Origin of the sequence: Pseudomonas bubulae, from assembly GCF_900618535.1 — a bacterium.
GTDB classification, from domain to species: domain Bacteria; phylum Pseudomonadota; class Gammaproteobacteria; order Pseudomonadales; family Pseudomonadaceae; genus Aquipseudomonas; species Aquipseudomonas bubulae.
Genome location: NZ_UYJA01000002.1, coordinates 720,697 through 742,997, shown reverse-complemented (window position 1 = coordinate 742,997; position 22,301 = coordinate 720,697). Strand labels below are relative to the sequence as shown.

Genomic DNA, 22,301 nt, shown 5'->3' with positions numbered 1-22,301 from the left:
TTGAAGGTGATAACCCTGGGATTACCGGTACTTTTCGCCAATCAGTGCGATTATCGGCCGACGATACGACAACAGGTACGACGCCAATGATTCCTTCAGTCCCGGTGTTCAAGCTTTATGGCGAGCAGCAAGACCGGCTCGGCCCCGATCTGCTGCACTGCGAAACCATATCGCTGCGCAGCCGCGTCCACGATTGGGAGATCCGCCCGCACAGGCACGCCGACCTGTGCCAGTTGCTCTATGTCCACCAGGGTCGGGCGCAGGTTGAGGTCGAGGGGCAGCGCCATATCCTGGAGCAATCGGCGGTTCAGGTTATCCCGCCTTTGTGCGTACACGGGTTTGAGTTTTCGCCCAACGTAGAAGGCTTTGTCCTGACCCTGGCCGCGCCGTTGGTGGCGCAGTTGCAAGCCCAGCTGGGCGACAACATCAGTCTGTTGCAGCGGGTCGCCAGTTACCCCGCAGGCAAGGACAGTGATTACCTCAACAACCTGTTCAGTGAGCTGCAAAGCGAATACGACAGCGTACGCCCTGCCCGCGAAATGCTGCTGCAGTCGCTGGTCAGCGTGCTGTTGGTGTGGGTGGCACGCCAGGTGCTCCAGCGGCGTGAGGCGCGACAGTTGCTACCACGGGGGCACGAGTATCTGGGCCTGTTCAATCAACGGGTCGAGGCGCAGTTTCGCCAGCAGCCCAGTGTTGAGCAGTTGGCACATCAGGTGGGGATTTCAGTGGCGCACTTGAACAGCATCTGCCGCGAGCTGGCGGGACAGTCGGCGTTGCAGATCATTCACCAGCGGTTGTTATTGGAGGCCAAGCGTCATTTGATTTATACACCGATGACCATCAGCGAAGTGGCTGATAGCCTGGGTTTTGCAGATCCGGCGTACTTTGCGCGGTTTTTCCGACGCCTGAGTGGGACATCACCCAGTACTTTTCGAACCGGGCGGACTGACATAATCAGCCCGCCCTGACACTCCGGGGCATCCTACCTCAGAGCGCTGAACATGGCATTGCAGTGCGCGCCATTGCAACTGGCGATCAATCCGGCTGCCTGGCGGGTTTGCTCGGCGCGGTAGCAAGCGCTAGCAAACAGGACAGCGGCAGCGAAAACGATAAAAACAGTCATACATGTTGTTTTTGTTTTGGTAGTCATGGCATTGGCTCCCTTGACGTCACAGCTTTGAGGCTAGTTCAGACACAGGTTCTTGCCATGCCAGTTGTACGAGTGGTCGTGCCCGATTTCATCCTTCAAATGGACTAGACATGTAATTCCTGTAGCCGCTGCAGCGAGGGGAAACTGCACTTGTGGGAGCGAGCAGGCTCGCTCCCACAATAGGGCTTGATCTGCAACAGCGTATCTATAGATATTTATCCCACACCGGTTCGTCGGTAAAGCGCTCGGCGAGGAAGTCGAGCATGCTGCGCAGCGTGGCCGGCATATGTTTACGTGAGGCGTACACCGCGTAGATGTTCATCAGGCGCGGTTCTGCTTCGGGCAACAGGCGCACCAGCTCACCGCGCTGTACAAACACCCCGGCCTGATAGCTGGGCAGCAGCGAAATTCCCGCGCCAGCCAGTGTGGCACTCAACAGGGTGCTGGCTTCATTGGCGCTGATATTGCCCTGCACCGGTACCGACACCTCCTCACCCTCGCAGGTGAAATGCCACATGCTCTTGCCGTAGTAGGAATGGGTCAGGCAGTTGTGCCCACTAAGGTCATCGACCTGCTGCGGCGCCGAGTGTTGGCGTAAATAGGCCGGGGATGCGCACAGCACCGAGCGACAAACGGTCAGCTTGCGGGCAATCAAGCTCGGATCCAGGTCATTGCTGGTACGAATTGCCAGGTCGATGCGTTCATCCACCAGGTTCACGGTACGATCGAGCATCTGCAGGTCGATGCTGACCTGGGGGTAAAGCCGTACGTAGTTGGTGACTGCCGCCGCCAATTGCGCCTGGCCGAACGAGGTGCTGACGCTGATGCGCAACAGCCCCCGCGGTGCATCACTGGGCACATCCACCGCGGCCTGCATGTCGTCGGCCAGTTCCAGCAACTGCCGGCAGCGCGGCAGGGTTTCATTGCCCGCTGCCGTCAGACTCAGCTTGCGCGTGGTGCGGTGCATCAGGCGTGCGCCCACCCACTCTTCAAGTTCGGCCAGGTAACGCGACACCACGGGGCGCGACAGATCCAGGTGGTCGGCTGCCGCAGACTGGCTACCGAGGTCGACGACGGTGACAAACACCCGCATTGCAATAAGACGATCCATGATCTGCCCGATATCTGAAACAAACTATGTTCAAGCATCGCATTTTTAGTTCGCGATCGGGCAACTAAGCTCTGTCCATCGCCAACCCTGGCCACTGATTCAGGAATCACCCATGAGCGGATTTTCCACCCTTCGCCGTTTTGCCCTCAGCGCTGCAATGCTGGGTTTTGCAGCCCATGCGGCGGCGGCCCCGGCGCCTTTGACCCTTGACGTGTACAACCCCGGTGCAGCGGCGATTTTCCCGGTTTCTTCGGTGCTGATCAGTGGTGACAAGGACGCCATCCTGGTCGATGCCCAGTTTGGCAAGGCCCAGGCCCGCCAGGTGGTCGACAAGATTCGCGCCAGCGGCAAACACTTGACCACCATCTATATCAGCCACGGCGACCCGGACTACTACTTCGGCCTGGAGACCCTGACCCAGGCGTTCCCTGACGCCAAGGTGGTGGCCCCGGGGCCGGTGGTTGAGCATATCAACCAGACCAAAGACGCCAAGCTGGCGTTCTGGGGCCCGCAGATGGGGGCCGATATGCCGCAACAGTTGATCGTGCCGCAGGTGCTCAAGGGCAACACCCTGGACCTTGAAGGGCGTGAACTGGATATCGTCGGCCTGAGCGGACGTCAACCGGACCGCACCTTTGTATGGATCCCTTCCATCAAGGCGGTGGTGGGCGGAGTGGTAGTGGCCGACAACCTGCACGTATGGATGGCCGACACCCAGACACCGCAATCGCACAAGCAATGGCTGGCCACCCTTAAACGTATCGACAGCCTGCAACCGAAAATCGTGGTACCGGGCCATTACCTGGGTGACAGCGACCGCTCGTTGAAAGCGGTGTACTTCACCCGCGACTACATCAAGGCGTTTGACGAAGAGGCGCTCAAGGCCCGCAACTCGGGCGAATTGATAGCGGCCATGAAAAAACGCTACCCGGACCTGGGCGAAGAATCTTCGCTGGAACTGAGTGCCAAGGTGGCCAAAGGCGAAATGCAGTGGTGAACGCTACTACCTACTCACTGGAGAATATCATGAGCAAAATCGCAATCATCGGGGCTACCGGTCGTGCCGGCAGCCAACTGCTGGAAGAAGCCCTGCGTCGTGGTCACAGCGTCACGGCCATTGCCCGCAATGCCTCGAAAAAACTGGGTGAGCGTGCGGGGGTGGTGGTCAAGGATGTCGATGTCAACAACGCCCAGGCCTTGCAGGACGCCGTTGCTGGCCATGATGTGGTGCTCAGCGCCGCGCATTTCTCGACCCTGCCGGCCTCGGCCATTATCGAGCCGGTAAAAAAAGCCGGGGTCAAACGCCTGCTGTTTGTGGGCGGTGCAGGCTCACTGTTGCTGCCGGGTGACACCAAAGTCATCGACAGCCCGGGCTTCCCCGACGAATACCGGCCTGAAGCCACGGCAGGCGGCGTCTACCTCGACACCTTGCGCGGCGAAAAAGACCTGGACTGGAGCTTCCTGTCACCCTCGGCCGAATTTGTCGAAGGCGAACGCACGGGCAAGTTCCGTCTGGGCAGCGACCGCCTGCTGATCAACAGCGAAGGCAAAAGCTGGATCAGCTTCGCCGACTTTGCCATCGCCATGCTCGATGAGGTCGAACAGCCCAAGCATTCCCGCCAGCGCTTTACGGTGGGGTATTAAGTTTCAGGGTACGGGGCGATTGCGCCATTTCGCGCTTCGCCCCTTGCCGGTGGACTCAATCAAACCTTCGGATTTCAAAGCGCGTAACACCAGGCGCACCGTGTCTCGGCTCGTACCGGGGCATGCCTGCTCAATCTCGCTGATTGAAAAAGGCAGTGAACGGTTCAGTACGGCTATGCGAACGCGGCTGCTCTTGTTACCGTACTTTTTCTCGATGGTTCCAACCCGCGCTTCAAACTCTTTATAGGCTTTGATCAGCGCGCCCCAAAAGTAATTGAGCCAAGGCCCTGCATCGTGAGTGCCTGAATGCCAATTAACAGAACTGGCCTCCAGGGTTTCGTAATAGCTCTCCTTGCTGTCTTCAAAAATCCGCTCAAGGCTGATGAAACGGCCTACGACGTAATCAAACTGATAGAGCAGCAAGAGAGTCAGCAGGCGTGCAACGCGACCGTTGCCATCTGCAAAGGGGTGGATACACAAAAAGTCCAAAACACACAACGGAACCAAAACCAGTGGATCGGCAAGTTTTTGCTGATTTGCGCTGTAATAGCGGCTTAGCAGATCACTCATGGCCATCGGCGTCAGATGAGCGGGAGTGGGTGTGAATCTCACCCTGAGACTGCCATCAGGATGACGCTCGATGATGTCGTTGTTGGTTGATTTCCAGCTGCCTCCCTCTTGTGGCAAGTATCGATAAAGAATCGTATGTAACTGGCGTACCGTGCCTTCCGAGAAAGGCATGGCATCGCAGGCTTCGTGTATCAGCGACAGCGCATCCCGATAGCCGGCAACTTCCTGCTCGGAGCGACTTTTAGGCTGGGCATTTTTGATCATCAAGGATTTCAGGCGGCTGGGCGAAACGATTACGCCCTCCAGACGGCTGGATGATTCTGCGGACTCAATTACTGCCTGCTGCTTGAGATCTGCGAGCGCTTCTGCCGATTGGGCGACAAACAGCTTTTGCTTGCCCCTGTACTCGCCCAGCGCCCTCAGGGTTGAAAGCTGCAGGCCGTCAAAGCGAAGTTGGGTCAGATGTTCGACGGTGAGCGAGTGCATAAACGTCCTTAAATAGGGTAATCCAAAGGATTAAATGGGGCTTTATTGACTGTTTTTACCCCATTTACTCAAGAAATACCCCCTTTAAACTGTTACAGCGATTTTTTCCGCACCAGGAGAATGGGCTGTATCGATACAGGGTTAATCCGTGCAGCGCGTCTGCTCCACCAGCCAGTCCAGCAACTCGCGCAACGGCGCCGACGCCTCGTGGCGTGGTGAGCACACCAGCAGGTAGGCGGCGCCGGTATGCACTTTGAAATCGAAAGGCATGGCCAGTCGGCCTGCCTTGAGGTCGTCGCCAATCAATGACCAGTCGCCTATCGCAACACCGTTGCCCTGGGCGGCAACGGTCATGGCCAGGTCCAGGGTGTCGAAGTACTGGCTCTTGCGGATCGCCGACACCTCGCCTCCCGCCGCATTCAGCCACTGGGTCCAGTCCTGCTGGTCTCGGCTGGGATGTAGCAGGGTGTGCTGCGTCAGATCGCCCAGCTGGTTGATGGCATCGCGACCCTCCAGCAGCTGCGGGGCACACACCGGGGTCAGTTGTTCGTCAAACAGGTGCCTGCCCTGTCGCTTGGGCCCTGGCTGCGGGCTGTACACCACTGCCGCATCAAACGCCTCACGGCGAAAATCCACCCCGTGCTGCACACTACTGGTCAGTTCCACCGGCACATCCGGGCGCAATGTTTGCCAATGCAGCAATTTGGGTAGCAGCCAGCGCAGCATGCAGGTGGGTGCCTTGATCTGCAGCGGGGTACGGCGAATGCTGGCGTATTCCACGGCCTCGCCAATCAGGTCGAATACCTGTTCGATACGCGGGTACAGCGCCTGGCCCTGCTCGGTCAGGCTCAGGCCACGGGCCTGGCGGTGGAACAGCGGGTAACCCAGATGCTCTTCCAGCCCGGCAATTTGTCGGCTCACCGCCCCTTGGGTGATATGCAACTGTTCGCCGGCACGGGTGAAGTTGCAGCACTGGGCCGTGATCAAAAACGTATGCAGCGCAGGAAGTGGTGGAAGGCGTTTCATCAATGGTCAGCCATGAGTCCAGGACATGGCTAGTATGAGCACGTTTGCGTTGTGCGTACCACAGCCGGCCGTTTCAATGGTCTTTTCCAGAACAAAAAAGGAACAGGACACATGGCGACGTGCGGCGAAGTATTGGTCAAGTTGCTGGAGGCGTACGGGGTCGAACAGGTGTTCGGCATTCCGGGAGTGCATACCGTTGAGCTGTATCGAGGGCTGGCCGGTTCGACGATCAACCACATCACCCCGCGTCATGAGCAGGGTGCTGGCTTTATGGCCGACGGCTATGCACGCACCAGCGGCAAACCGGGGGTGTGTTTTATCATCACCGGGCCGGGAATGACCAATATCACCACCGCAATGGGCCAGGCCTATGGCGACTCGATCCCGATGCTGGTGATTTCCAGTGTGCAGTCGCGCAGCCAACTGGGCGGCGGGCGCGGCAAGCTGCACGAGCTACCGAACCAGAGCGCGCTGGTGGCCGGGGTGGCGGCGTTTTCCCATACGCTGATGTCGGCGACGGAACTACCAGGCGTACTGGCCCGGGCCTTTGCCCTGTTTCAGGCCGGCCGACCGCGGCCGGTGCATATTGAAATACCTCTGGACGTGCTGGTGGAGAATGCCGACGCCCTGCTCGCCAGCCAACCGGTGAGCATTGCCCGCCCCGGCGCCGCGCCTGCTGCCATTGAACAGATGGGCCAGCTTCTGGCCCAGGCCAAACACCCGCTGATTCTGGCGGGTGGCGGCGCCATCGATGCAGCGCCAGCCCTGTTGCAACTGGCCGAGCGACTGGGCGCGCCGGTGGCCCTGACCATCAACGCCAAGGGCATGCTGCCCTCCTCTCACCCGCTGTTGATCGGCTCGACCCAAACCCTGGTCGCCACCCGCGCGCTGGTGGCCGAAGCGGATGTGGTGCTGGCGATCGGCACCGAGTTGGCCGAGACCGATTACGATGTGACTTTTGCTGGCGGCTTCAAGATCCCGGGCGCGTTGCTGCGTATTGATATCGACCCGGACCAGACCGTACGCAATTACCCGCCGACCCTGGCGCTGGTGGCCGATGCCAACCTGGCGAGCGAGGCATTAGTGGCAAGTCTGGCGCAGTTGCCAGCACGGGATCCGCAGTGGGGAGCTGTGCGGGTCAGCCGTCTGCAGACGCAGTTGGCCACCGAATGGGATGCCCCGACCCGCGCCCAGACGCGTTTTTTGCAGGCGGTTTTCGATGTTCTACCGGATGCCGTGTGCGTCGGCGATTCGACTCAGCCGGTGTACACCGGCAACCTGACGTTTAACCCCGAGCAACCACGGCGCTGGTTTAACTCATCGACCGGCTACGGCACCCTCGGCTACGCCCTGCCAGCGGCAGTGGGGGCCTGGTTGGGGCGGCGGGCCAATGGCAAAACGGGTGGCCCGGTGCTGTGCCTGACAGGTGATGGCGGACTGCAATTTACCCTCGCCGAACTGGCCAGCGCAGTGGAAGCGCAAACCCCGATCATCGTACTGCTGTGGAATAACCAGGGCTATGGTGAGATCAAAAAATACATGCTCAATCGCGCCATCGAACCCGTGGGGGTCGATATCTACACCCCGGACTTTATCGCTGTGGCCAAGGCGCTGGGCTGCGCCGCGCAGGTGGTCGAGGGCGAGGCGCAATTGCGCGCCGCCCTGGCCAGTGCCGCCGACCGCCTGGGGCCAAGCGTGATTGAAATCGACGAGGCGCGCTGGCAAGAATTGCTGGCGCTATAGGCTCATGCGCAGGCGCGCCAGGTCTCGAACCGGGGGCGCGCCAAACTGGCGGCTGTACTCGCGGCTGAACTGCGACGGGCTTTCGTAACCCACACGGTAACCCGCCGCCGAGGCATCGAGCCCCTCGCTGAGCATCAGTCGCCGGGCTTCGTTGAGACGCAGCTGCTTTTGGTACTGCAACGGGCTCATGGCGGTCATGGCCTTGAACCTGTGGTGCAAGGTCGACACGCTGAGATTGGCTTCGCGCGCCAGGCTGTCGATACGAAGCGGCTGCTCAAAGTTGCCGTTAAGCCAGGAAATAGCTCGGCTGACGCGATGGTTCTGGCTGTTCTGGCTGGCGATTTCATACAAGCGATAGCCCTGGGGGCTGCGCAACAACCGATACAGAATCTCACGGCGAATCAATGGCGCCAGCATGGCAATGTCTTTGGGTGTGTCGAGCAGACGTGTCAGACGCAAGACTGCGTCGAGCATTGGCTGGTCTATAGGCTCAACATACAGCCCGCGCCCGGTGGGTCGCGACGGCACGCCCAGGGGGCCGGCATCGCTGATCAACGTGGTGATTTCCACCGGATCGATATCCAGACGCAAGGCCAGTACCGGGTGTTCGGGGGAGATTTCCAGCACCCGGCCACTGATCGGCATCGACACGGACACCACCAGATAATTGAGCGGGTCGTAGGCAAAGTACTCGTCCGCCAGACGCACCTCCTTGCGCCCCTGGGCCATGATGCACAGCGCGGGTTTTGGCAGGCTGGGAGCGAAATCGCTGGGATGACTGTGGCGCGACACAAACAGCGCGTCGACACCGGTGGTGAACGAACCGTCTTGCGGGGCATGGCGAAAAATCAGGTCAGCCAGTTCCACGCGCTGTTTTTCAAGCGCGGGCTCGAGCGCGGGTCGCGGCGGTTCCAGCAGTGACATGGGTTGCATCCTCATCAAAGCAACAGGGCAGGCACAGCTTAAGTTTGTGCAAGGCCAAGGGGTAGCTGATTTCTGTCGTTGTCTTGCCTGATCCTGTCATTGCCTGAAGGCACAGGCCTGCCCAAGCCGTTGCAGACGCTTGACCTTGCTCGAAACCCTGATGAACTGGCCCTTTGCCCGATCATGCCATGAGGCAGCGGTTCGGTGCGCTTTTGCAGAATCGTGCAAGCCTGGGGCAGGAATCGACTAACGGCGTACAGGGGCCGGCCCCTAAGCTTTGAACCTCCCCCCAACACCACTTTGCTTTGTGGAGGCCTGCATGCCCCAGCTTAATGCCGTCAGTCATTTGACACTGGTTCGCGCCCGCGCAGGGTGTTCGGCCCGGGTCGAGGCTTGCCTGAGCCAGTTGATCGAACCGACGCTCCAGACCCCCGGCTGCCTGCACTTTGCCTTGCAGCATTGTGATAACGACCCGCAGCTGTGGCAGGTGGCGGGCTATTGGCAGGATGAACCCTCGATGCTCGCGTATTTCAATTCATCGCTCATGGAAATATACGGCGCGCTGGTGCACCAGCAAGTGGTGGACAGTCTCGATTTTCAGACCTTCAGCGATGTGGGCGGGCTGAACAGGTAGAATGCCGGTTTTTCCATAGGCCGGGAGTTGAAGCATGGCGCGTAAAGAATTTGCACAGTTTGAAGCGGTATCAGCTGTAGTTCCGGTTGAGCCCGGCGTTTATCACGCAGCGATTGCGGTCAAAGCCTTGTACGAAGGTGGAGCGCCGCGCTTTCACAAAATTCTCACCGAGCACACCTTCAAGACTGCGACCGCCGCCGATGCCGCCGCGGCCGAGCAACTTGAAGCCCTGCAAGGCGTCACTGATGACGCCGAACTGGTTTGGTAATCAGCGTGGGCGATGCATTTTGAACAGTGCTTCAGGGCCCAGCTGGAAGTAGTCCGCCGGGCCGCCACCACGCAGGATCGGTTCGGCGGCCGCGGTATCGTAAATCCCGTCCTTGAGCAGGTGCCTGGCAATATGCACCGCCACCACCTCCCCCAGAATCAGCCAGCTCGGCACCAGTTCCTTGTCTGCCCGTTGCAACTGAATGATCTGGGTGACCTTGCATTCGAACGACACCGGCGTCTCGGCCACCCGTGGCACGCTGATCACCCGTGACGGTACGGTGCTCAGCCCGGCCAGCTCGAACTCATTGACCTCGGGCCCAACCATGGCACAGCTCTGGTTCATGGCTTCGGCCAGCGGCCGGGTGGCGAGGTTCCAGACAAACTCGCCGGTTTGTTCAATGTTATTGAGACTGTCTTTGCGGCCCACACTGCAAAACCCGATGATCGGCGGGATGTAGTTGAACGCGTTGAAAAAACTGTAAGGCGCAAGGTTCAGACGGCCCTGGGCATCCTGTGACGAAATCCAGCCGATAGGTCGCGGGCCGACTATGGCATTGAACGGATCATGGGGCAGGCCGTGGCCCTGGGAAGGTTCATAGAAATGGATATCGTCATGCATGGGAAGTGTCCGCAAACGGCTGAGATAGAGGGCCTATAGTGCAAGGCATTTGCCGGGATTACAAAAGCTTGCGAGGTTTTGTAGCAACTGCCGTAGGAACGAGGCTGCTAAGGATTGGATCTCCACTGTCTTACCCCCAAAAACGACTAAGCCCGGCCAAGGCCGGGCTGGAGTGCCTGATTCAGGTGTTAGCTGAAGTGGGCGCCGTGAGTGCGATCGTAGCCATCAGCAGCGAAGGTGTCCGATTTGGTACGGCTGAAACCGTCTTCTGCAAAGGTGGCCGAGCCGGTTTTGTCGTAGCCGTCCTCTGCAAACGTAGCCGAACCTGTGCGGTCATAACCGTCAGCAGCAACTGCAGCAGAACCTGTACGGCTGTAGCCATCTTCAGCAAAGCTCGACGAATGGGTTTTATCGAAACCATCGGCGGCAAAAGCGTTGAAGGCCAGGGCAGAAAAAGCAGCAGCGAGGATAAGTTTGGTTTTCATGATAAAGCTCCTTGTTTCGTGTTTGGGGTGTTCAGTGGGTATGGGTTTAAGACTACGCCGATTAATTCGATTAAAAAGCGCAAAAAATAGCGCTAAAGAATCGATTAATTCGATGTGTACGCCGACGCAAAGCCAGGCTTCTGACGCTGTCCGGCTCCCTGTGGGGCGGCACACATGTTCTGCCGGCCATAGAGGTGTTGCTGAGATTGATAGTGGGCTAACAGAATTAACTGACTATTAATTCAAATAAATCGCACTCACAGACAGGCTTTCATCAGTCCATTACCCATTTTTTGCTGCGCGAGCACCAGTCTTCAGCCGGCAAAAAAGCCGATATCAAAACGGCTTTGCACCCCTCGAAAACTGGAGCTTTGACCGAATGAACAAACTTCCTCAGATCACCCTGGCGTTTTGGGTGATGAAAATTTGCGCCACAACCTTGGGCGAAACCGCCGGCGACTTGCTGTCGATGACTCTCAATGTGGGCTATGCCATCAGCTCGATGATCCTGATCAGCGTGTTCGTGCTGACCTTATTGACTCAGCTGTTCTCCAAAACCTACAACCCCGTGCTGTATTGGCTGGTTATTCTGTCCACCAGCACGGCCGGCACCACCCTGTCGGACTTTATGGATCGCACGCTGGGCCTGGGCTATGCCACTGGCTCGCTGATTCTGGTGTCGATGCTGATCGCGATATTCGCGTTATGGAAATGGAGCGGCGAGTCACTCAATGTCAGCCAGGTGCAGAGCCGGCGTGGCGAGATGTTCTACTGGATGGCGATTCTGTTCTCCAACACCCTGGGAACCGCCTTGGGTGACTACCTGGCGGATGATTCGGGGCTGGGCTTTGCTGGCGGCGCACTGTTTATCGGGGCGACCATCGGGGTCGTGGTACTGGCACGTTACTTCAGCAAAATTTCGTCGGTGCTGCTGTTCTGGATCGCATTCGTGCTGACACGCCCGTTTGGCGCAACCCTGGGCGACTTTCTGACCAAACCCCTGGACAAGGGTGGGCTGGACTTCGGCACCATCGGCTCTTCGCTGGTATTGGCGGGGATATTGGTGGCCATGATCGCCGGGGCGGCGTATCTGAAAAACAAACAAACCCAGCCTGGGGTGGCTGAGCTGTCCTGACCGTAAACCGGTATGGTGGGAGCGAGCCTGCTCGCGAAGTTTATTCGCGAGCAGGCTCGCTCCCACGAGTGTTACTGCGCGATCAGTCAGTCTCGATGCGCGAGTGCTTGCGGGTGTCTTTCATGGTGGCGTACACCGCCAGCGAGCAGGCAATACAAGCTGTCACGTACCAGTAGTAACCGGTTTCCATACCTGCACTCTTGAACCACAGAGCGATATATTCAGCTGTACCGCCGAAGATCGACACGGTCAGTGCGTAAGGCAAACCAACACCCAGTGCGCGAATTTCCGTGGGAAACAGTTCCGCTTTCACCACGGCGTTGATCGAGGTGTAGCCACTGACAATAATCAGCGCGGCCATGATCAGGAAGAACGCACCCCACCAGGTGGTAATGGTGTGCAGAGTGGTCAGGATCGGTACGGTAAACAGGGTACCCAGTACACCGAAGGCGATCAGGATCGGACGACGGCCGATCTTGTCGGAAAGCGCGCCCACCAGCGGCTGAATGCACATGAACAGAAACAGCGTGGCGGCCGAGATGGTGGTGGAATCCGAGATGCTCATGCCCACCGTGTTCACCAGGTACTTCTGCATATAGGTGGTGTAGGTGTAGAACGCCAGCGTGCCGCCCATGGTCAGGCCAACTACGGTCATCAGCTCTTTGGGGTGGCGCAGCAGGGTGCGCATGGCGCTTTCTTTAGGCTTGACCCTGGTTTTTTTGAACGACTCGGTTTCTTCCATGCCTCGACGCAGATACAGCGCGACCACGGCACACAGGGCGCCGATCACGAACGGTACGCGCCAGCCCCAGCTGTACAGTTGCTCTTCGGTGAGGGTCTGTTGCAGCACGATCAGCACGCCCAAAGCGATAAGCTGCCCCGAGATCAGGGTTACATACTGGAAGCTCGAGAAGAAACCGCGACGTTCCTTGGTCGCCATTTCACTCAGGTAAGTGGCCGAGGTGCCGTATTCGCCACCCACCGACAGGCCCTGCAGCAAGCGGGCGAAGACCAGCAGGACAGGCGCCCACACGCCGATGGTTTCGTAACCCGGCGACAGGGCAATTACCAGCGAACCGAAGCACATCAACAGGACCGAAGCCATCAGCGCGGCCTTGCGGCCTTTGCGATCCGCGTACAGGCCCATTAGCCAGCCGCCGATCGGGCGCATCAAAAAGCCCACGGCGAAGATCGCGGCGGTGTTGAGCAGTTGTGCGGTGGTGTCGCCCTTGGGGAAGAAGGCCTTGGCGAAGTACAGCGAAAACGCGGCGTAAACGTACCAGTCGTACCACTCGACCATATTGCCGACGGAACCGCTGAAAATCGATTTGATACGGCTGGAGGTGGTCTTTTCTTTAGGCGCCGCAGACACGGCCCCGGCAGGCAGGGTGCTGGAGTTATCCATTGAATGGATCCTTCTTTCATTGTTTTTTTATAGCGCGTCAAAACGCGAGCTTGCTGGGCTATAGCAGAACTTGTGCCAACGCTTGAGACCACGGTTTACATGGCTTGCGGGAGATGGGTAGGCGGGAATCCGCTGATATTCAGCGTTGCAATAAGCGGAAATCCGCCGACAGGCACATGCAGGTATGACTGACGCCACACATCAGCCCCCTCTCCCTGCGGGAGAGGGCCGGGGTGAGGGGCAAACCCTCAGCACAGGCTCAAGGTCGAGCGCTGATCTGCTTCTGCAGGTTCTGCATCTGGCTTTGCAGGGTGTTGATGTTGCGCGTCATCTGGGCACGGAACACATCGAACTCGGCAGCATTGGCACCTTGAGCTGGTGCGGGGCGGTTCTCAAGTTCGCTTTTGAGCACGATCATATCCTGCTCCAGGCGCTCCACCGCCGCGCCCGGGTTGCCCTGTTTCTTCAAGGCCGCCACATCCGTGGCCTGTTGAGCGACACCTGTCTTGAGCGTGGCCAGTTCAGTACCCAGACTCTTGATATCGGCTTCGAGCCTGGCCTGGCTTTCTTTCTGGGCAGTCACTTGCATCAACATCGCGGCATTGATTTGCTCAAAGCGCTGATCCAGATCCCCCTGCTGCCCCGCCACCAGCCCTTGCTGACGCTTGCTCTGCTCAAGCAGCTGTTCTTCTAGCTGCTTGATCTGCAACTTCAAGGCTTCGCTGCCATTGTTGATTGTCGATTCACTGGCAACCACCTTGCCGGATATGGCCTGCAGGCGCCCGGCTGCCTCTTCGCTGATACGGGCAAAGCTCTCCTGGGTGGCCACCAACTGCTGCTCCATCAGCGAAATCTGCTGGAAGCTCCACCAGCCCAGCCCGCCAACGGCCACCAGCAAGGCGCAGATCATGGCCCACAAAGGCCCGGTACTCGGACCCTTGACCTTGATCACCGGGGTATTGCGCGAATACACCGTAGTGCGCTCACGGGCACCAAAGCTGGACGCCGGTTCGTCATGGTCATCGGTATCGGCGCGAAGGGTCGGCACATTGTCAAAGTCGTCGCGGGCATCGTTACGCATCGTAAACCTTTAAAAATGGCGGCAAGCGGTTAGCGGTAAGGGGATTCCTGAGCTTTCCACCAACCACAGAATTCATCAAGCGCGGACCACAGACTCACCTTGGGATCGTAGTCGAGGTAGTGCCGGGCGCGGCTGATGTCGAGGGTAAAGTCTTTATCCATGATCTGCACCCCCAAACGCGAGAGTGACGGTTCGGGCTGCCCCGGCCATAACTTGCAGGCAGCTTCGTTAAGCGCGCCACGGCTGTAGGCCGTGGCGTAACCACGATAACGGGTCACTTGCGGCACGTTCATCTGGCGCATCACATAATTGACCACATCCCAATACGGTATCGGCGTGCCATTACTGATGTTGTAGCACCTGCCCAACGCCGCTGCACTGCTCAACAGGCTGCTCATCAGCGCTTCGTTGAGGTTTTGCATACTGGTGAAATCGACCTTGTTCAAACCGTTGCCAACAATGGCCAGACGACCTTTGCGCTGCTGTTTGATCAATCGCGGGAAGAGGCTCATGTCCCCTGCCCCCGTCACAAAACGCGGGCGCAGGGCAATCACTTCAAGGCCAAACTCCTGGGCACCGAACACCTTCTGCTCCGCCAGGTTTTTAGTGGCGGCAAAAGGGTGCCTGAAGCGCTTGGGCAACTGTTCTTCGGTCAGGTCGGTGTGGTTGCGACCATCGAAGTACAACGCTGCCGATGACAAATGCACCAGACGCCGCACCCGCTGTTTCAGACAGGCTTCAACTACGTTTTCAGTCACCAGCACGTTGTCGCGGTGGAAGTCCTGGTAGCGCCCCCAGGCACCCACATGCCCCGCACAATGCACCACCGCATCGACATCCACGCACAAGTCGCGCACCAGCAGGCCATCGGTCAAATCACCCGGGATAAATTCAGCGCCGCGTCGTACTAGGTGTTCGACACCTTCGGCCCGACGCCCGCTGACCCGTACGTCAAAGCCCTGCTCCAGGGCAAAACGCGCAAAGCGTCCGCCAATGAAGCCGCTTGCGCCGGTGACCAGAATCTTCATCAATCACTCCAAATGCTGTAATTCGTGCTGCTTGCTCTTTAAACGCCGGTTATCAGGCCAAAGGCACTAGCCGAACGCGATAAATGTTCGGTCAGTTGCCCCAGCAGTTGTCCGCCATTGCGCCAATGATGCCAGTACAATGGCACGTCGATGGGCTTATCTGGCAAAAGCTCCACCAGGCTGCCATTTTCCAATTGTTCGCGCACTTGCAGCTCAGGCACCAGCCCCCACCCAAGACCGGCCTCGGTCAAACGAATGAAGCCTTCTGAGGATGGGCACAAATGGTGCTCGAAGCCGCCGTCCACCCCCAGTGCCGCCAGGTAACGATGTTGCAGAAAATCATCCGGGCCAAACACCAGCGCAGGGGTCTTGGGCAACTGCGCAGCGCTGACGCCATCCGGAAAATGCCGGGCGATAAACGCCGGGCTGGCCAGCGCGCGGTAACGCATGGCGCCCAGCAGCACGCTGCGGGCCCCGGCGACCGGCCGTTCACTGGCACACAGGCAGGCAGCCACTTCGCCGGCGCGCATGCGCTTGAGGCCAACGGTCTGATCCTCAACCACAAGGTCCAGCAACAGGTGCTGCTCGGCGCAAAAATCCCCCACGGCCGGCGCCCACCAGGTGGCCAGGCTGTCGGCATTCAAGGCGATGCGCAGGCGCTCGGGCAAACCTTCATCGTCCAGCGCCGGCACCGCACTTTGCAAGTCACGCTCCAGCAAACGCACTTGCTGTACATGGTTGAGCAGGCGCCGGCCGATTTCGGTCGGGCTTGGCGGCGTCGCGCGTACCAGCACCGGCTGGCCGATACGGGCTTCAAGCAATTTGATGCGCTGGGAGATGGCCGATTGGGACAGCCCAAGCACCTGCGCCGCCCGTTCAAAACCGGCCTGTTCCACAACGGCGGCCAGGGCCGAGAGCAACTTATAGTCGAACATCAGTTTTCCTAATGAGCGATCAGCAATATTGGTTTTTCTTATACATCCAAGGGCAGGAGAATAGCCAGCAGCAACCCCGCCTGCAGTACAACGAGTAATCCTTATGTGGCAAAGCTACCTTAATGGCCTGTTGGTCGCGTTCGGCCTGATTATGGCCATCGGCACCCAGAATGCCTTTGTGCTGGCGCAAAGCCTGCGCCGTGAACACCACCTGCCCGTGGCGGCATTTTGCGTAGTGTGCGATGCCCTGCTGGTGGCGGCCGGGGTGTTTGGCCTGGCGACCCTTCTGGCGCAAAACCCGCTATTACTCAGTGTTGCGCGCTGGGGCGGGGCGGTGTTCTTACTCTGGTACGGCACCCAGGCACTGCGCCGGGCGTTTTCCACATCGAGCCTTGAGCATTCTGCCAGCCAGACTGCTCGCTCGCTCAAGGCAGTGATGCTCAGCGCACTGGCCGTCACCCTGCTCAACCCCCACGTTTACCTTGATACAGTGTTGCTGATCGGTTCCCTTGGCGCCCAGCAAAGCGTGCCCGGCGCTTATGTGGTGGGCGCGGCCAGTGCTTCGCTGATGTGGTTTTTCACCCTGGCGCTGGGTGCGGCCTGGCTTGCACCGTGGCTGGCACGGCCAAACACCTGGCGTATCCTGGACTTGCTGGTAGCGGTGATGATGTATGCAGTGGCGCTGCAGTTAATTGTTTCAGGCTGAGCATAACCCTGTTCCCACAGGCAAAAAAAAATAGTCCCACATGTGCTGAAACGTCTATCCCACACAGTTGTCGCGTGGTTATGCCGTCACCCCGGTGCTATGATCCTGACCCTGCGCCGCAAAGAGTAAAAACTCATCGGCGCGTGTTTGGCCGCCCGTGATCGGCCTTGCGCTCATCGCAACTGACCTGATTAGGAGAATCATCATGGCTTTCGAATTGCCGCCGCTGCCGTACGCACACGATGCCCTGCAGCCGCACATCTCCAAAGAAACCCTGGAGTTTCACCACGACAAGCACCACGACACCTACGTCGTGAACCTGAACAACCTGGTGCCAGGCACCGAGTTCGAAGGCAAAACCCTGGAAGAGATCGTCAAAACCTCTTCGGGCGGTATCTTCAATAACGCCGCTCAGGTCTGGAACCACACCTTCTACTGGAACTGCCTGGCGCCAAACGCCGGCGGCCAACCGACTGGCGCGCTGGCTGATGCCATCAACGCTGCCTTCGGTTCGTTCGACAAGTTCAAAGAAGAATTCAGCAAGACTTCCATCGGCACCTTCGGCTCCGGCTGGGGCTGGCTGGTGAAGAAAGCTGACGGTTCCCTGGCCCTGGCCAGCACCATCGGCGCCGGCAACCCGCTGACCAGCGGCGACACCCCGCTGCTGACCTGCGACGTTTGGGAACACGCCTACTACATCGACTACCGCAACGTGCGTCCGAAGTATGTAGAAGCGTTCTGGAACCTCGTTAACTGGAAGTTCGTTGCTGAGCAGTTCGAAGGCAAACCCTTCACTGCCTAAGTCTCGCTCCAGATAAAAAAACCCGGCATTGCCGGGTTTTTTTTGGCTTGCTAAAAAGCCCATCCAATCCGGGCCAGCTAGTATGAAAGCGGCGGGAATTTTTCAGGCTGCGCCTCAAGTTCAAGGTGAAGATACCGACACAGTAGCCGTTACAAGCGCTGCACATTGGTCACTTGCACTCTGGCAAAAAATCGTTCACATACAAGGCCACAGGCATTAATGGCAGGAACAGGGAATAGCGCTTTGAAGCGGCAATTCAAAAACAGCTTGTCACTCAAGTTGCTCCGCATCGTGCTGCTTTCAGCAGTGGTCGTTGGAGGCGTGCTGAGCTGCGCACAGATCGTGTTCGACGCCTACAAAGTCCGACAAGCCGTTACGGCAGATGCCGAACGAATCCTCGACATGTTTCGCGACCCCTCAACCCAGGCGCTTTACAGCCTGGATCGCGATATGGCCATGCAGGTTATCGAAGGTCTGTTCCAGGATCCGGCGGTGCGCAAGGCTGCCATCGGCCATCCCAATGAAGCGCCGCTGGCCGAAAAAAACCGCGAGTTGCAAAGCTCATCGAGCCGCTGGGTGACCGACCTGATACTGGGTCAGGAGCACAGGTTCCGCATTCCGTTAGTTGGCCAAGGCCCATACAGCGAGTACTACGGCGACCTGAGCATCACCCTCGACACCGCAACTTACGGTCAGGGCCTGTTGACCGATTCGGCGGTGATGCTGTTTTCCGGCCTGTTGCGCGCTCTGCTCATGGGGCTGGTGTTGTATCTGGTCTATCACTGGCTGCTGACCAAGCCGCTGTCAAAAATCATCGGGCACCTGACCAGCATCAATCCCGATCGCCCCAGCGAACATGTGATCCCTCTGCTCAAGGGCCACGAGCACAACGAGCTAGGGGTGTGGGTCAATACATCCAACCAGTTGCTGGCCTCGATCGAGCGCAACAACCGTTTGCGTCACGAAGCCGAAAGTTCGTTGCTGCGCATGGCCCAGTACGACTTTTTGACCGGCCTGCCCAACCGCCAGCAATTGCAGGGGCAACTGGGCAAGATCCTCACCGATGCCGGCCGCCTGCAACGGCGTGTCGCCGTGCTGTGCGTGGGCCTGGACGACTTCAAGGGCATCAACGAACAGTTTGGTTATCAAACCGGCGACCAGTTGCTCCAGGCCCTGGCCGACCGTTTGCGCGCCCACAGCGGCAGCCTCGGTGCGCTTGGGCGTCTGGGCGGCGATCAGTTTGCCCTGGTGCAGGCCCATATCGAACAGCCCTATGAGGCTGCCGAACTGGCCCAGAGCATTCTCGACGACCTCGAATCGCCGCTCAGCCTTGACCAGCAAAATATCCGCCTGCGCGCCACCATCGGCATCACCCTGTTCCCTGAAGACGGCGATACCACCGAGCAGTTGCTGCAAAAAGCCGAACAGACCATGACCCTGGCCAAAAGCTATTCGCGCAGCCGTTATCAGTTTTATATCGCCAGCGTCGACCGCGAGATGCGACGCATGCGCGAACTGGAAAAAGACCTGCGCGAAGCCCTGCTGTGCAACCAGCTTTACCTGGTCTATCAACCGCAGATCCGCTACAGCGATCACCGCGTGGTCGGCGTAGAAGCCCTGCTGCGCTGGCAGCATCCGGAGCACGGCATGGTGCCGCCCGACCTGTTCATCCCGCTGGCCGAGAAAAACGGCAGCATCATTGCCATTGGCGAATGGGCGCTGGACCAGGCCTGCGGCCAGCTGCGCGAATGGCACGACCTGGGTTTCAGTGAATTGCGCATGGCCGTCAACCTGTCCACCGTGCAGTTGCACCACATAGACCTGCCCCGGGTGGTCAACAACCTGCTGCAACGCCACCGCCTGGCCCCGCGCAGCCTTGAGCTGGAAGTGACTGAAACCAGCCTGATGAAAGACATCAGCACCGCCGCCCAGCACCTGCTGAGCCTGCGACGCTCCGGTGCATTGATTGCGATTGATGATTTCGGTACCGGTTATTCATCCCTGAGTTACCTCAAAAGCCTGCCGCTGGACAAAATCAAGATTGATAAAAGCTTTGTGCAGGACCTCATTGATGACGGTGACGATGCCACCATCGTGCGCGCCATCATCCAGCTCGGTAAAAGCCTTGGCATGCAGGTCATCGCCGAAGGTGTCGAAACGGTCGAACAGGAAGCCTATGTGATCGCCGAGGGCTGCCATGAAGGCCAGGGCTACCTGTACAGCAAACCCCTTGGGACACGGGAGCTGGTGGCTTATCTCAAGCAGGCCCGACGTAACAAGGCCGTCATTATGTAAGTCCTTATTTCGAGATTCACGAAAGACCCGGGGCAGAGCTGAAGTAAATAAGAAATATTTCCAACAGTAGCCCTTTACAGAAAATGCATATCTTTCGCATCATGTGGCAGTTTCGCGTGCAGCCGCACGCTTGTCCCACCTCTCGAAGCAGGATTTTCGCCATGATTCGTATGCCTCTGGCTACCGCCAGTCTGCTGGCCATTGCTATCTCACTCGCCGGCTGTGGCGACAAGGACAAGGAAAAAACCGCAGCAACCCCTACGCCAGCAGCCGCCACCAGTACCGCGACGCCTGCCACTGACATCACGGCGGCAAAAGTCGACGAAGCTGCCGCCAAGGCCGTCGTTGCCCATTACGCCGACATGGTTCACGCCGTGTACAGCGATGCCGAAAGCACTGCCAAGAAACTGCAAACCGCCATCGATGCATTCCTGGCCAAGCCCAACGACGAGACCCTCAAAGCTGCCCGTGCCGCCTGGGTTGAAGCTCGCGTGCCTTACCTGCAGAGCGAAGTGTTCCGCTTCGGTAACACCATCATCGATGACTGGGAAGGCCAGGTGAATGCCTGGCCCCTGGACGAAGGCCTGATCGACTACGTTGACGCCAACTACGCCGGCGCACTGGGCAACCCGGGTGCCAACGCCAACATCATCGCCAACCCCCAGATCCAGATTGGTGAAGACAAGGTCGACGTAACCGAAATCACCCCGGAAACCCTGGCCAGCCTCAACGAGCTGGGCGGCTCCGAAGCCAACGTAGCCACCGGCTACCACGCCATCGAATTCCTGCTGTGGGGCCAGGACCTCAACGGTACGGGCCCGGGTGCAGGCAACCGTCCTGCTTCGGACTACCTGGAAGGCGAAGGCGCCACCGGTGGTCATAACGATCGTCGTCGCGCCTATCTGAAAGCCGTGACCCAGCTGCTGGTCAACGACCTCAACGAAATGGTCGGCAACTGGGCACCAAACGTGGCTGACAACTACCGCGCTACGCTGGAAGCCGAGCCGGTACAAAACGGCCTGCGCAAAATGCTGTTCGGCATGGGCAGCCTGTCGCTGGGTGAACTGGCCGGCGAGCGGATGAAAGTGTCCCTGGAAGCCAACTCCCCTGAAGACGAGCAGGACTGCTTCAGCGACAACACCCACAACTCGCACTTCTACGATGCCAAGGGCATTCGCAACGTGTATCTGGGTGAGTACGTGCGTGCTGACGGCACAAAAATGACCGGCCCAAGCCTGTCGTCGCTGGTGGTGGTCATTGACCCGGCTACCGACGCCACGCTCAAATCCGATCTGGCCGACACCGAAGCCAAGATCCAGGTCATGGTTGACCGCGCCAACAAGGGCGAGCACTACGACCAGTTGATCGCAGCTGACAACGCTGCGGGCAACCAGGTTGTGCGTGATGCCATCGCTGCCCTGGTCAAGCAGACCGGTGCCATCGAGCAAGCCGCTGGCAAGCTGGGCATCAGCGACCTGAACCCGGACAACGCCGATCACGATTTCTGATCTGCAACGTTTGAGTGAATGAACAATAAGGCGACCTTCGGGTCGCCTTTTTTGTAGGCCGCTTCGGCGGGAGCAAGAGAACTTCAACATCGAGCCTGCTCGCTACGACAAGGTTTTGCCTTTGCCTTTGCCTTTGCCTTTGCCTTTGCTTTTGCTGTGGCCACTCGATTAGCCAAGCGACGTGAATGCCCCTCACAGAAGGCCGAACGCAGGTGCTGTTATGGGGGTGGCGCGGCAGGACGCCGCGCCAGCCGCGATGGGCCATGGATGGCCCGTCGCGGCGTGCCCCCATAACAGTGCCGGAGTGAGGGCACCGGCGAGCCTTGGCGAGGCGGCCGTATGGTAGGGCAAGGCCTTTTTGCTTACTTTTGTGGCTGTTTGACAAAAGTGAGCCGCCGTAAGGGCGGAACCCGTAGAGAGCCGTGGCACATCGAATGGATATGTACTTGGTGGCTCTAACTTGAACTTTGAGTACATATCCGGCATTCATGTCTAACTGGGATATTGGTTTCGCTCTTACAGCGAGTCACTTTTTCCAGACGCCGAAAAAGTAACCAAAAAGGCTTGCCCCTGGCGTACGGCCTTCGCTGCGCTCAGGTTCCCTCGCTCCGGTCCCGCTCCGTGGGCACGCCGCCACGGGCCATCCATGGCCCATCGCGGCTCTCCCGGCAGCCATGCCGGTCGACCCACTGCGCAGAACCTCCACTCGGCCTGCCGATGGGGCCAGCAGATCAAAATCAAAAG

Annotated in this window: 21 protein-coding genes; 11 read left to right on the top strand and 10 right to left on the bottom strand. The window is 58.8% G+C overall.

Translation table 11 applies throughout. The annotated features are described in order from the left end of the window. Positions 1-86 precede the first annotated feature (86 nt). Entirely contained in the window at positions 87-968 is an 882-nt protein-coding gene (locus PPTH39_RS10110) for a helix-turn-helix domain-containing protein (protein WP_095019411.1), read from the top strand. 387 nt (positions 969-1,355) lie between these two features. On the opposite strand, the gene PPTH39_RS10105 is transcribed toward PPTH39_RS10110, so the two are convergent. Further along, positions 1,356-2,261 carry a LysR family transcriptional regulator gene (locus tag PPTH39_RS10105; protein ID WP_095027038.1) on the bottom strand — a complete coding sequence of 302 codons (906 nt, stop codon included), beginning with the start codon at positions 2,259-2,261 and terminating at the stop codon, positions 1,356-1,358. Positions 2,262-2,373: 112 nt separating this feature from the next. On the opposite strand from PPTH39_RS10105, the gene PPTH39_RS10100 reads away from it, so the two are divergent. Then, entirely contained in the window at positions 2,374-3,258 is an 885-nt protein-coding gene (locus PPTH39_RS10100; protein ID WP_130871929.1) for an MBL fold metallo-hydrolase, read from the top strand. 29 nt (positions 3,259-3,287) lie between these two features. Then, a complete protein-coding gene (locus PPTH39_RS10095; protein ID WP_130871928.1) occupies positions 3,288-3,905 on the top strand; it encodes an NAD(P)-dependent oxidoreductase in 618 nt (205 codons plus the stop codon). Between the two features lie 3 nt (positions 3,906-3,908). Here the strand turns inward: PPTH39_RS10095 and PPTH39_RS10090 are convergent, their stop codons facing one another. Further along, the gene (locus PPTH39_RS10090; protein WP_095003047.1) at positions 3,909-4,961 is read right to left on the bottom strand and encodes a Fic family protein; all 1,053 of its coding nucleotides are present in this window, start codon (positions 4,959-4,961) and stop codon (positions 3,909-3,911) included. Positions 4,962-5,102: 141 nt separating this feature from the next. After that, on the bottom strand, positions 5,103-5,987 hold the full coding sequence (locus tag PPTH39_RS10085; RefSeq protein ID WP_095025568.1) for a LysR substrate-binding domain-containing protein: 885 nt from the start codon (positions 5,985-5,987) through the stop codon (positions 5,103-5,105). 111 nt (positions 5,988-6,098) lie between these two features. Here PPTH39_RS10085 and PPTH39_RS10080 point away from each other — a divergent pair, with 111 nt between their 5' ends. Then, positions 6,099-7,730: a 5-guanidino-2-oxopentanoate decarboxylase gene (locus PPTH39_RS10080; RefSeq protein ID WP_130871927.1), complete on the top strand. Its 1,632-nt coding sequence runs from the start codon at positions 6,099-6,101 to the stop codon at positions 7,728-7,730. Here the strand turns inward: PPTH39_RS10080 and PPTH39_RS10075 are convergent. After that, positions 7,725-8,654, bottom strand: a complete 930-nt coding sequence (locus PPTH39_RS10075; protein ID WP_095003044.1) for an AraC family transcriptional regulator — start codon at positions 8,652-8,654, stop codon at positions 7,725-7,727. The two genes, PPTH39_RS10080 and PPTH39_RS10075, sit on opposite strands and share 6 nt — an antisense overlap. 319 nt (positions 8,655-8,973) lie before the next feature. Between PPTH39_RS10075 and PPTH39_RS10070 the strand changes: the two genes are divergently transcribed. Both PPTH39_RS10070 and PPTH39_RS10065 read left to right on the top strand, forming a co-directional pair. Continuing rightward, complete coding sequence (locus PPTH39_RS10070) at positions 8,974-9,288, top strand: putative quinol monooxygenase (RefSeq protein WP_095003043.1); 315 nt, start codon at positions 8,974-8,976, stop codon at positions 9,286-9,288. 34 nt (positions 9,289-9,322) lie between these two features. Continuing rightward, positions 9,323-9,556 (top strand): hypothetical protein, encoded by a 234-nt coding sequence (locus tag PPTH39_RS10065; protein ID WP_095003042.1) that lies wholly within the window; start codon positions 9,323-9,325, stop codon positions 9,554-9,556. Here PPTH39_RS10065 and PPTH39_RS10060 read toward each other — a convergent pair whose 3' ends face one another. After that, positions 9,557-10,177 carry a flavin reductase family protein gene (locus PPTH39_RS10060; RefSeq protein WP_095003041.1) on the bottom strand — a complete coding sequence of 207 codons (621 nt, stop codon included), beginning with the start codon at positions 10,175-10,177 and terminating at the stop codon, positions 9,557-9,559. A gap of 188 nt (positions 10,178-10,365) precedes the next feature. Beyond that, the gene (locus PPTH39_RS10055; protein ID WP_095003040.1) at positions 10,366-10,662 is read right to left on the bottom strand and encodes a hypothetical protein; all 297 of its coding nucleotides are present in this window, start codon (positions 10,660-10,662) and stop codon (positions 10,366-10,368) included. Between the two features lie 379 nt (positions 10,663-11,041). Here PPTH39_RS10055 and PPTH39_RS10050 point away from each other — a divergent pair, with 379 nt between their 5' ends. Next, positions 11,042-11,797 carry a COG4705 family protein gene (locus PPTH39_RS10050; RefSeq protein ID WP_095019407.1) on the top strand — a complete coding sequence of 252 codons (756 nt, stop codon included), beginning with the start codon at positions 11,042-11,044 and terminating at the stop codon, positions 11,795-11,797. Positions 11,798-11,879: 82 nt separating this feature from the next. On the opposite strand, the gene PPTH39_RS10045 is transcribed toward PPTH39_RS10050, so the two are convergent. The 4 genes from PPTH39_RS10045 to PPTH39_RS10030 all read right to left on the bottom strand — a co-directional run bounded on the left by PPTH39_RS10045 (position 11,880) and on the right by PPTH39_RS10030 (position 16,246). Beyond that, positions 11,880-13,202: an MFS transporter gene (locus PPTH39_RS10045; RefSeq protein WP_095003039.1), complete on the bottom strand. Its 1,323-nt coding sequence runs from the start codon at positions 13,200-13,202 to the stop codon at positions 11,880-11,882. Positions 13,203-13,461: 259 nt separating this feature from the next. Then, the gene (locus PPTH39_RS10040; RefSeq protein ID WP_095027034.1) at positions 13,462-14,283 is read right to left on the bottom strand and encodes an ATPase; all 822 of its coding nucleotides are present in this window, start codon (positions 14,281-14,283) and stop codon (positions 13,462-13,464) included. A 29-nt stretch (positions 14,284-14,312) separates the two neighbouring features. Then, positions 14,313-15,311, bottom strand: a complete 999-nt coding sequence (locus tag PPTH39_RS10035; RefSeq protein WP_130871926.1) for an NAD-dependent epimerase/dehydratase family protein — start codon at positions 15,309-15,311, stop codon at positions 14,313-14,315. Between the two features lie 38 nt (positions 15,312-15,349). Next, a complete protein-coding gene (locus tag PPTH39_RS10030; protein ID WP_130871925.1) occupies positions 15,350-16,246 on the bottom strand; it encodes a LysR family transcriptional regulator ArgP in 897 nt (298 codons plus the stop codon). Positions 16,247-16,349: 103 nt separating this feature from the next. Between PPTH39_RS10030 and PPTH39_RS10025 the strand changes: the two genes are divergently transcribed. The 4 genes from PPTH39_RS10025 (at position 16,350) to PPTH39_RS10010 (ending at position 21,557) form a co-directional block, all read left to right on the top strand. Then, positions 16,350-16,952 (top strand): LysE/ArgO family amino acid transporter, encoded by a 603-nt coding sequence (locus PPTH39_RS10025; RefSeq protein WP_095003035.1) that lies wholly within the window; start codon positions 16,350-16,352, stop codon positions 16,950-16,952. Positions 16,953-17,157: 205 nt separating this feature from the next. Next, complete coding sequence (locus PPTH39_RS10020; RefSeq protein ID WP_130871924.1) at positions 17,158-17,754, top strand: superoxide dismutase; 597 nt, start codon at positions 17,158-17,160, stop codon at positions 17,752-17,754. A gap of 219 nt (positions 17,755-17,973) precedes the next feature. Continuing rightward, positions 17,974-20,049: a putative bifunctional diguanylate cyclase/phosphodiesterase gene (locus PPTH39_RS10015; RefSeq protein WP_416068813.1), complete on the top strand. Its 2,076-nt coding sequence runs from the start codon at positions 17,974-17,976 to the stop codon at positions 20,047-20,049. Between the two features lie 161 nt (positions 20,050-20,210). Then, the gene (locus tag PPTH39_RS10010) at positions 20,211-21,557 is read left to right on the top strand and encodes an imelysin family protein (protein ID WP_095003032.1); all 1,347 of its coding nucleotides are present in this window, start codon (positions 20,211-20,213) and stop codon (positions 21,555-21,557) included. Positions 21,558-22,301 lie beyond the last annotated feature (744 nt).